Consider the following 6,972-nt stretch of genomic DNA (forward strand, 5'->3'; position numbering starts at 1 on the left):
CGGCCTGGTCATCTCGGCGGGATTCGCGAGCCCAATCCTCAGGCCCAGCGGACACCCGGACGTACCGATGCCGCAGCAGGTGTCCGGGACCTTCCGCATCGTGCCCCTGTCCGCACCGGTCTCAATAGCCGGTGTATACAAAGCGAACATGACAGCGGACACCTTCACGGATTCGACAGCATTCCTCGCCTCCAAGGGCGCCGCCGAGATCCCTCACCCCGGCGGCACGCTTTTGGAGCACCTGCACCGCGTCGCCGCCCAGCTCAAGGACTGGGGCGCGTCCGAAGAAGTGCGGCTCGCCGGTCTGTGTCACGCGGCCTACGGCACAGACGGCTTCGACCACCGGCTCCTCGACCTCGCCGATCGCGCCGCGCTGGTCAAGGTGATCGGGGCTCCGGCCGAGGCGCTGGTGTACCTCTACGCCTCCTGCGACCGCACCGCCACCTATCCCGCCCTGCGCTTCGCGGACCGCTTCACGAGCCGACCGGTCAACCCCTCCGACGCCGAACTCCGGGCGTTCATCCTGATCACGGCCGCGAACGAGATCGACGTGGCCAGGCACAACGCGGACATCCGCGCCGAACACGGGGCCGCGCTCCACGCGTTCTTCGCCCGGAACCGGGACCTGCTGCCACCGGTCGTCTGGGAGGCCGTCAAGGAGACCTTCGCCGTCCGCATCGCGGGCCTCGATCACCTGGTCCTGACCGTGGCCGACATCCCCCGGACGATCGACTTCTATCGGGACTCCCTCGGAATGGAGCCGGTGACCTTCGGCGGTGGCCGCCACGCGCTCGTCTTCGGTACCAGCAAGATCAACCTGCACCAGGCCGGGCACGAGATCCGGCCACACGCCCTCCGCCCCGTGCCGGGCAGCGCCGACCTCTGCCTGATCACCCACTCGCCGCTGGATCAGGTGGCCGCTCATCTGACCGCCGCGGGCGTGCCCATCGAAGAGGGTCCGGTGCCCAGGACCGGCGCGCTCGGCCCGATCACCAGCCTGTACATCCGCGACCCGGACCACAACCTCATCGAGATCTCCACGTACGACTGAGGAAGCATCCCGAGTTCAAGCCGGGACAGCCGTACGCGAAGTGCCGGCTCAGCCAGGGCGACGTCAAGGCCAGCGTCGAACCCATCTCGGTCCTGACGGCACGACCAACGCTCTACGATTCCACGCGAATGGTGCTCACGCTCCCCGTCTGCCCTTGCCAAAGGACACCTGTGGGCACGTTCCGCATCGTGCGCCGCTCGGTCACCAACCACGCGGCCTTTTCCCCCTGAGCCAGCTGACGCCTCCTGGACCCGAATCCTCCACCGGGTCGCGTACCGCCGGAACGTGAACCCTCTCCGCCGCCACCGTTCCTACCCGCGAGCCGTCAAACGCTCTCGCAAGAGCAGTTACCGTGAGCGGCGCTCTTCCGATAAGGGCATCCGGTACGCGGGTCCACCGACTGTCACGCTCTTGCCCACACCGTCGGCCGCCCAGCGAAGAACATGATCAACTGCTATCTAGATGGAAGTTTGTAGTTGGCTGAGGTGGAAGCCTGATCGTCCCGCCCGCCATGACCCAGGCAAGCCCAGCAGGCCAGCTCCTACGGCTCAAGCCCGTCCGTGACCGTTGGCGTCCGATGACCGCGGAATGGCGCCCGGCACATGGACACGCGACGACGGGCTTGCCCCTCCGTCGCCGGCCCGCTGCCGCTTCGCGGTGGGTCGACGGCAAACGGGATGGACAGGCAGTGGTAGGCGCGGTGCGCCGGTATCGACCGGTGGACATGCCCGCGTAACGAGGGCACATGGCATCGTGATCAGCCGCACAGTAGCGAGAAGCGCCGAGATGCCAAACTCGCAGGCCAGAGGCATGATCGGCGCTTCAGTTGCTGGGTCGCGGGCCACATGCGTGACCAGCGCGGAGAGTTCCCTGCCCCAGGCCGGGCTGAGCGGCGTTCAGAGTATCCGCTACAACCTACGAATCGGCGCCCCGATGTACGGGCTCATTCAGGTGCGCCCGTCGAGGGAAAGCGATCAGGAGCCTGCTCCGATACGCAGGGACAGTCGCATACGTGGCGAAAGCCAAGCTGGCTATACAACTCCAGCTGATCGTAATATTGCTGGTGCGTGACGATCCTGTCGTTCTCGACGTGAAGCACGCAGCAACCGCGGATGGCGACCTGACGGCCCGTCCCTTCCAGGTGGCGCCCAGAGGGCAGAAGAAGGGGCCCCATGTGGGTGCCGGTGAGGCACCATTCGGTGACCGCAGGGTCGCTGACGGCCGCCTTGTACCAGGGTGTTAGGCGGGCATCTAGGAATGCCGTGAGCAGTTGTTCCCAGAAGGTGGCGATCTGCTCTTGTCCTTCCGCCACGCCTTCTGGCCCGACCAGGACGGCGCTTGGACTGTAGCACTGGCTCAGTCGGCGCAGGTCGTGGCCGTTGAACGCTAGGACCAGCTCGTCTCTGATGTCGTAAGCAGTGGACATTCAACCGCCCTCCTTGGCCGCCACTTCGGCAGTGTCGAGTTCTCGACATCCCTACTGGGCAAACTTGAAAATACTACACGAAATGGACGAAATCGTCCATTATTGGCTTTGATGCAGAGGTACCCGGCCCAACGGGAACGTACGGCACCGGGGGCAGAGTCGCTGCGCCAGGGTGCCCGCCACACGACCGTCAGGCGGGCTGCTGCGCCAAACCACTGAGGCCTGCCCCTCCGTCGCAAAGATTCACCTTCGCCCAAAACCCTAGGCCGCGAGGGGGAGGCGGAGGACGAAGCGGGCGCCGGTGGGGTGGTCGGCGGCGTACAGGCGCCCGCCGTAGGTGTGGGCGATCTCGCGGGCGATGGGCAGACCGAGCCCGGAGCCGCCAGGATCCCGGCGACGGGCGTCGTCCAGGCGGCGGAGGCGTTCGAAGATTCTTTCGCGGTCGGCCGGGGCGATGCCGGGGCCGTCGTCGATGACTTCCAGGACCGCATCGGGCGGATCGGCTGTAACGGTGATCTCGATTGCGGTAGTGGTATGCCGTACGGCGTTGGCGAGCAGATTGTCCAGGAGCCGCGCCAGCCGGATCCGGCAGGCGTGCACCACGACCTGCTCATCGAGCCGGGTAGCGACGGCTACGGTCAGAGTGCGGCGTTCCAGTTCATCTATCACCAGGTGGGTCAAGTCCACCAGTTCCGTGGCTGCGGGCCGCGCAGCGTCCAGACGGGCGAGTTCCAGCAGATCGTTCACGATGTCGTTGAGTCGCTCGGCGTCTCGCAGCATTTTGCGCAGGATCTGGGGCAGGTCGCTGTCAGGTTCTGCGATCGCGACCTCAAGCTCGGTCAGGAGCCCAGCGATCGGGTTGCGCAAGTCGTGGGAGGCGTCGAAGACGAACCGCCGCTGCCCTTCGATGACCTCTCGTAACATCAACGCGGTCTGGCGATGTTGCCTGTGCGCCTGCTTGAGTTCTTCGTTGAGCTCCTGGAGCTCGCGTGCGCGAGCGTAGATGCCGGTTCTCATCGCCTCAAGCTCAGACCGAGCCCTCGTGATGTCGTGCTCGCCGAACAACCTCAGCTCCTGGAGGAAGTCAGTGACCTCCTCGGTACTGTGAACGATCAGCTTCACTTCACCGTCAGGGCCAAGGACAGGCGAGTTGATCGCGCTCCAGTGCCGCTCCTCGAACACCCCCGGTCTGCCGCTCGCCTCGATGTCGTACCGTTGCAGCGCCATGGTGTCTCGTTGGCCGGTGGCGACAACGCGTTCCAGCGAAGCACGCATACGCACCGCCCCCTGCACGTCAGGATCATTAGGAGCGCTTGGATTGCCGGGGAAGACGGCGAAGACGTCCCGGCCGAGCAGGTCCGCCTGACTCCGCCCGAACAACTTCAGGAAGGAGTCGTTGGCCGCCGCTACGACGAAGTCCGGTGTCAGTACTTGCATCGGGACCACGAGGGACTTGAACACCGCCGTGCGGTCAACCGTTGAATCCATCACAACCTCAAATTCGTCACAAGCCTCACCTGCGTTCCGCGTAATTCGGGTTGCCTGGAGACACGAACAGGCGGTTGACCTGGTGGAAAAGTCCGCACAGGCTCGCCAGGGCCCGTCTCTAGTGATGTGCCCTCTCGGGCCGATTCAGGTCGCGACCGGCTTCCACCCGGAGTGCCGGCACGAAGACACCCGTCGCCGGGGGGATGGACGATTCAGTCCAGTTTGTTCTCACGTGTGAACGTTGTCAAGGCCCTCCGAGACGACGATCCAAGGTCGCGTCCAGGATGCGGTGTAAAAGTGAACGAGCGCAGGTTGCCGTGTTGAACTGGCTCTCCCCTCGTACCGTGGAGACCTGACCTAAGAAGGGTTGGGCGTGGGAGAGACCAGACGTAGGTTCGATCCGGAGTTCCGGGCGGGTGCGGTGCGCATCGTCCGGGAGGCGGGCAAATCCGTCGCTCAGGTCGCCAGGGACCTGGGGATCAACGCGGGAACGTTGGCCAACGGGTGCAGATGGACCGGCTGGCCCGTGAACAGGACACCGGTTCCGGTGGTGAGCCGGCCGAGTCTGAGCGTGAGGAACTGGCGCGTCTGCGCAGGCAGAGGGCCGAATGGGCCAAGGAGCGCGCCGAGCTGGACATAGAGCGGTGTCGGGTCGTCTTTCCGGAGGAGGCTTCGATGGGGTTGACGCCGCACAGCGCGGCGAAGGCGGCCTCGCTGTTCAGCCGCTCAGGGTCGTCACCTGCGGTGATGAGGAGACAAGCGGCGGTGTCCGGGCCGACTCCGTGTCGTTCGAGCAGCCGTGGGGCGCAGTCAGTGACGATCTCTGTCAGGGCGTTTTCGTAGGCGCGGATCTCCTCGGCGAGTGCGAGGATCCGCGAGGATCCGCGAGGCCAGAATATGCAGGACGGCGATGGCCGCGTCCTCGATTCTGCCGAGGGAGCCGGGCTGGAATGCGGCGCACGTGCGCAGCAGCGCGGCCTGTCCGAGCTCCTTGAGCGAGTCGCGCAGACGAGGATCGGTTCGGGTGAGCACGGCTTTGAGCTGGTTCATGGTCTGGGTTCGTGCCTTGATCGCGGAGTCCTTGGCCATCTTGAACAGCCGGATCATCTTGACCACGCCGTCACCGCCTCCCGCCCCGACCTTGGGCGTACGGTCCACCGTCGTCCACCGCCGTCCGGGCCCGTCCCTGGCGATTGTCACCCAGATAGTCACTCAGCGCGGCCGGTCCATGAGCGCCGCGAAACGCCCGGATGTTTGGCAGTCCTGACTGTTCCGAACGAGGCGACGCTCACGCTCCGCGGCAAGAGACCGCGATCTGCCGGCGCTGCCGTTCCTGGCGTACCGTCGGCTGTTGTGTGGATGACGGCTGGTCAGCGACGATTGGCGGGTGATGCGTCACGATCGATGATCCAGCGGATGAACTGCTGGACTTCCTGCCGTTGCGTCTCGGTCAGCGGTGTGCCGGCGTAGGGCACGCTGCCACCGTCGATGGCCTCGCCGGTTTCACCGGGCAACGGCTCGTCCGGCCGTTCGGCGGCACCGATCACCACCCGGAGCGCCCGGTCGAGCCGCCGGAGTCCGACGTGTGCCATGGACGTATGTGGTCCGACCGCGTCGAGCAGTTTCGGCATGACTGCGGCGAGCCGACCGCCGCCGTCGTTCGCGACGCGATGGCCCTCGTCGGTGAGTCCGAGCAGTCGTGAACGAGCGTCGCGCGGGTTGGGCATCTGGGCGATATGCCCGCGGACGGTGAGCCGGCGGACCATGCCGGACACGGTTGTCGGTGCCATCCCGGTCCAGCGCGAGATCTGCGTCGGCGTGGCCGGTCCGAGTTCGCGGAGCAGTGAGTACAGCCCGAACTCATCCGCGGTGACGGCCAGGTCCCGCAACGCCTCATCGAGCAGGTTCGTGGTCAGGTGCGTCACGAGCCAGATGTCGAACAACAGGCTGGACGGATGAGGATTACTGCTGATACGTTGCATATTCCTACGATAGAGCACTAACTGAAGTGATGGCGACCCCTGTGCTGCGCTCAATCATCTCCTTCGTCCGTCCTCGCCACCTCGCTGTGACGGCAGCCGTCTACCTCCCACTGGCTGGGCTCATGTTCGGTGGCTGGGCCGGCTCCCTCGCGGCGGTGAGCCGCGCCTGCGCCGATTTGCCGCCCTTGGACGTCCGCAGCTGGTGGACCCTGCAGGAGGCCCGGGTCATGCTGACCGCATGCGGCCCTGCCGGCCGCACCGCGTACTTGCACCAGCAACTGCTCGACCTGGTATATCCGGCCGCCCTCGCCGCGCTGCTTGTGGTGGCAACGGCACTGCTGGCCCGCCGCTATGGCGACCGATGGTGGCCGGTCCTGGTGCCGACAGTCGCCATGACCGTCCTCGACTACGTCGAGAACATCGGCATATTGACCTTGCTGCTGGACTGGCCCCATACACATCCCGCAGTGATCGCATTGGCTGGCGCGGCTACAGCGATCAAACGGGTCCTCGGCTTCGTCGCCTTCACCACACCGCTGCTGCTGGCCTCGGTCGTGCTCGCCTCAGCGATCAGCCGACGCGTCCAACGGCCGGAATCCGCCGACCAGGCGACAGATACCGACACCTCCGAATCGGCACTTTCCGCTGCGTCGTGAAAAACCGGGCAGCGTAGGCCCAGCGGACCCACGCTGTCCAACCGCGGGCTGGCCCGAGGCGGCGCACCGGTCGTAGAACCGGAACAACCGATCCACGATGACGTGCCGGTCCGGAGGCGTGCGCGCCGGCGCCAGCACGTCCTCCTTGGCGTTCCACGCGGCCAGGATCGGCCTTCCGATCCGCGCCGGGAGCGCCAGCAGGCGCGGACCTGCGAATGCCGGGCGACCATTTATGAGCTAGGTGTACTGCCCTGGGAGGTTGGTGACGCGGCTGATGGGTGGCTGGCCTTTCAGCGCGGTGTGTCCGCGGTGATGGTTGTACATGTGTAGCCAGGGGTCAAGGGCGGCGCGGCGTTCGGCTTCTGAGGC

8 protein-coding genes and 1 pseudogene are annotated in these 6,972 nt (G+C 65.9%); 3 read left to right on the forward strand and 6 right to left on the reverse strand.

Going from position 1 to position 6,972, the window contains the following annotated elements; genetic code table 11:
- The first annotated feature begins 148 nt into the window (after nucleotides 1–148).
- Nucleotides 149–1,051 (forward strand): VOC family protein, encoded by a 903-nt coding sequence (locus FLX07_RS17600; protein WP_142571874.1) that lies wholly within the window; start codon nucleotides 149–151, stop codon nucleotides 1,049–1,051.
- A 943-nt stretch (nucleotides 1,052–1,994) separates the two neighbouring features.
- Here the strand turns inward: FLX07_RS17600 and FLX07_RS17605 are convergent.
- Nucleotides 1,995–2,477 (reverse strand): ester cyclase, encoded by a 483-nt coding sequence (locus tag FLX07_RS17605; RefSeq protein ID WP_142571875.1) that lies wholly within the window; start codon nucleotides 2,475–2,477, stop codon nucleotides 1,995–1,997.
- Nucleotides 2,478–2,738: 261 nt separating this feature from the next.
- Complete coding sequence (locus tag FLX07_RS17610; RefSeq protein ID WP_142571876.1) at nucleotides 2,739–3,965, reverse strand: sensor histidine kinase; 1,227 nt, start codon at nucleotides 3,963–3,965, stop codon at nucleotides 2,739–2,741.
- Nucleotides 3,966–4,338: 373 nt separating this feature from the next.
- Here FLX07_RS17610 and FLX07_RS38870 point away from each other — a divergent pair, with 373 nt between their 5' ends.
- Nucleotides 4,339–4,605: a transposase gene (locus FLX07_RS38870; protein WP_167748284.1), complete on the forward strand. Its 267-nt coding sequence runs from the start codon at nucleotides 4,339–4,341 to the stop codon at nucleotides 4,603–4,605.
- Here the strand turns inward: FLX07_RS38870 and FLX07_RS38465 are convergent.
- The 3 genes and pseudogenes from FLX07_RS38465 to FLX07_RS17625 form a co-directional block, all read right to left on the reverse strand.
- Nucleotides 4,553–4,864, reverse strand: a pseudogene (locus FLX07_RS38465) (transposase); the annotation flags it as partial. The gene FLX07_RS38870 and the pseudogene FLX07_RS38465 sit on opposite strands and share 53 nt — an antisense overlap.
- Entirely contained in the window at nucleotides 4,776–5,081 is a 306-nt protein-coding gene (locus tag FLX07_RS36495; RefSeq protein ID WP_167748285.1) for a hypothetical protein, read from the reverse strand. The gene FLX07_RS36495 and the pseudogene FLX07_RS38465, both read right to left, overlap by 89 nt.
- Nucleotides 5,082–5,335: 254 nt before the next feature.
- Complete coding sequence (locus FLX07_RS17625; RefSeq protein WP_142571878.1) at nucleotides 5,336–5,947, reverse strand: MarR family winged helix-turn-helix transcriptional regulator; 612 nt, start codon at nucleotides 5,945–5,947, stop codon at nucleotides 5,336–5,338.
- Nucleotides 5,948–5,976: 29 nt separating this feature from the next.
- On the opposite strand from FLX07_RS17625, the gene FLX07_RS17630 reads away from it, so the two are divergent.
- Nucleotides 5,977–6,603 (forward strand): hypothetical protein, encoded by a 627-nt coding sequence (locus FLX07_RS17630; protein WP_167748286.1) that lies wholly within the window; start codon nucleotides 5,977–5,979, stop codon nucleotides 6,601–6,603.
- 237 nt (nucleotides 6,604–6,840) lie between these two features.
- Here the strand turns inward: FLX07_RS17630 and FLX07_RS17635 are convergent.
- On the reverse strand, nucleotides 6,841–6,972 hold a 132-nt coding region (locus tag FLX07_RS17635; protein ID WP_142571880.1), incomplete at its 5' end, for an integrase core domain-containing protein.

Origin of the sequence: Microbispora bryophytorum, assembly GCF_006874465.1 — a bacterium.
Lineage (GTDB): Bacteria > Actinomycetota > Actinomycetes > Streptosporangiales > Streptosporangiaceae > Microbispora > Microbispora bryophytorum.